This is a genomic window from Cryobacterium sp. MLB-32, from assembly GCF_000738085.1.
GTDB lineage: Bacteria > Actinomycetota > Actinomycetes > Actinomycetales > Microbacteriaceae > Cryobacterium.
The window spans coordinates 1-2,237 of the sequence record NZ_JPRS01000400.1 but is presented as its reverse complement, the minus strand read 5'-3'; the positions used below and the strand labels follow the sequence as shown (position 1 = coordinate 2,237).

Here is a 2,237-nt window from a genome sequence, read left to right as displayed (position 1 = left end):
CGAGGAGTAATGGTCGTCCCGACCTTTCAGGACGAGCTTGTTGTACCGGATCGCGATGCCGCGCCATTGTTTGAAGGCCTCGAAGGCCTCGAAGGCCTCGAAGGTCTCGAAGCGCTCGATGACGTTGCGACGTTTGTGGGCTTCTTTGTCCAGATCGACTTGGTCGGACTCCTCTGTTGCCGCGTCGTTTACGGTTCCACATATAGGACGACATGAGGGTCAACGATATTGTGAGTCAGTTTGGCCTCGCGGAGCGGTTCTTCAGCGCGTTCCGGAGGCTCGGTCAAGCACGTTTCATCTTTGTCATGGCTTGCTGGTGGGCGCTGAAGTTGATTTCGCCACCGAGCAGTGGCGTGTCGCCCAGCTCGGGCTAGTCTCTTCCGAGGTCTTCGTCCCGCGCCTTAAGTTGCTCTCGTCGACGAGCGACGAGGCTGCGGAGTCCGGTGATTACCAAGACCAGACCGAAGGCAACAGCAGCAGCAGCCGTGACGAGCTGCCACAACGGACCACCACCGAGCACGGATGACGTGCCAAATATCAGGACGCCCACACCCATGAGAATTTTCCCCCAGGCAAGACTGACTGTTTCGTTCGAACCCACCATCGACATGACTCGAGCGTACAGCGTGAGAAAGAAGCGCTGTACGCCGACCGCGGCCGAGACGTGAAACGAGTTGATCTCGCCGGGGCGTCCCATGACGGACACTTCGATTCATTCAACTCTTGAATCATCGCACTACGGTCATTCCTCCTCAGCTGACATCGTCTCGGGGTGCCCGTTGCGTTCGTGGAACGATGGGGACATGGCAGTTGGGGTGCATCACATCGAGATTTGGGTTGTTGACTTGGACAGCGCGCGAACTTCGTGGGGCTGGCTGCTTGTCGCTCTGGGCTGGTCGGTCGATCAGGAGTGGGACACCGGTATTTCTTGGCGATGCGGCGAGGTCTATCTGGTCGTCACCCGTCCGCCCGCCGTGTCCGACGAGGCGCATGATCGACGGCTTTCTGGGATGAATCACATTGCCCTTCATGGCGGAACGCAGGCAGATATCGACCGCATCGCGGGCCAGGCTTCGACCCGCGGCTGGAAGGCCTTGTACGCGGATCGGTATCCGTACGCGGGAGGTCCCGACCACTACACCGCTTATCTCGAAAACGAAGCAGGTTTCAAGGTCGAAGTCGTCGCCGCAGCAGTGGGCTGAGGCCTCCTTTCGGGATCGCCGGTCACCGACTTTCAGGATTGTTTATCCGGATTTCCTTTTACTGCCCTGTAGCGTCGAGTCATGCCACGCTATGACAGCTCCGATGGGTCAACCCTGTATTACGAGGACATTCCCGGCACCGGCAAAGGAATCCCGGTCATCCTCCTGGCCGGTGGCGCGGCCCGTCATCCCAGCTACTTGGGTGATCTGGCGGGGCTGGGTGAGGAGCACCGCCTGATCGTGCCGCACTTGCGAGGTGTCGGCCTGACCCAAGCACCGAGTGATCCACAACGGGGGTCGTGGTGGAGTCAAGCTGTCGATGTGGAGCAACTCCGCATTCACCTGGGACTGCACCGGGTTGCCCTGGTCGCGCACTCGGCTGGAACCCGCTTGGCCATTGCCTACGCCGCGCAATTCCCCCGCAAGATTGCGGCTTTGGTGCTGATCACCCCGCCCGCAGGGTACTTAGTTGATGAGCCGACGGATGTCCCGACTCTCATCGACCAACGCCGTGGTGACACAGATTTCGACCGCGCAATATTGGCGCTGGAAGCCGGACCGGCCACGTCGGCTGAGGACGATTTCACCGTCTGGCAGCGTGACTCGGCGGCCGTGGGCTACGCGACTTGGAATGAGGCGGGACGGGCACACGCACAGCTCGGGCACTGGAGCCGAGCCGCCGCGACGGCCTACTTCAGCGTCGACCCACCACAAGACCTCGCCGCACAGCTTCTCGAGATGACGGCACCCGTTCTCGTCATTGCGGGGGCGCAAGACTGCCTTGTCGGCTTTGAACCTGTCAAAGCCGTCGCTCGAATGTTCCCCGCAGGACAATCCATCACGATCGAAGCGTGCGGGCACTACCCCTGGATCGAACAACCGACAGCCTTTCGACGCGTCACGCACACGTTCCTCGAGCAGCTGGAGGAGTTCACATCTGATGTGTAAGCGGTTCCCCTTCCGGACCCTGATTTACGCGGCAATTTGGTCCAACCGATAGCTTGAACGAATGAACAAGGTACAGCTGCGCACGGA

4 protein-coding genes are annotated in these 2,237 nt (G+C 60.3%); 3 read left to right on the top strand and 1 reads right to left on the bottom strand.

Annotated features, from left to right (window positions below; translation table 11 throughout):
* Positions 1 to 216 (top strand): hypothetical protein (locus tag JF66_RS18925; RefSeq protein WP_231556511.1); only part of this gene is annotated, 216 nt, incomplete at its 5' end.
* A 154-nt stretch (positions 217 to 370) separates the two neighbouring features.
* Here the strand turns inward: JF66_RS18925 and JF66_RS18920 are convergent.
* Positions 371 to 706 carry a hypothetical protein gene (locus tag JF66_RS18920; RefSeq protein WP_231556510.1) on the bottom strand — a complete coding sequence of 112 codons (336 nt, stop codon included), beginning with the start codon at positions 704 to 706 and terminating at the stop codon, positions 371 to 373.
* Between the two features lie 97 nt (positions 707 to 803).
* On the opposite strand from JF66_RS18920, the gene JF66_RS18915 reads away from it, so the two are divergent.
* Both JF66_RS18915 and JF66_RS18910 read left to right on the top strand, forming a co-directional pair.
* Positions 804 to 1,202 (top strand): VOC family protein, encoded by a 399-nt coding sequence (locus JF66_RS18915; RefSeq protein ID WP_035880426.1) that lies wholly within the window; start codon positions 804 to 806, stop codon positions 1,200 to 1,202.
* A gap of 81 nt (positions 1,203 to 1,283) precedes the next feature.
* Positions 1,284 to 2,150, top strand: coding sequence for an alpha/beta fold hydrolase (locus JF66_RS18910; protein ID WP_035880425.1), 867 nt, complete (start codon positions 1,284 to 1,286; stop codon positions 2,148 to 2,150).
* Positions 2,151 to 2,237 lie beyond the last annotated feature (87 nt).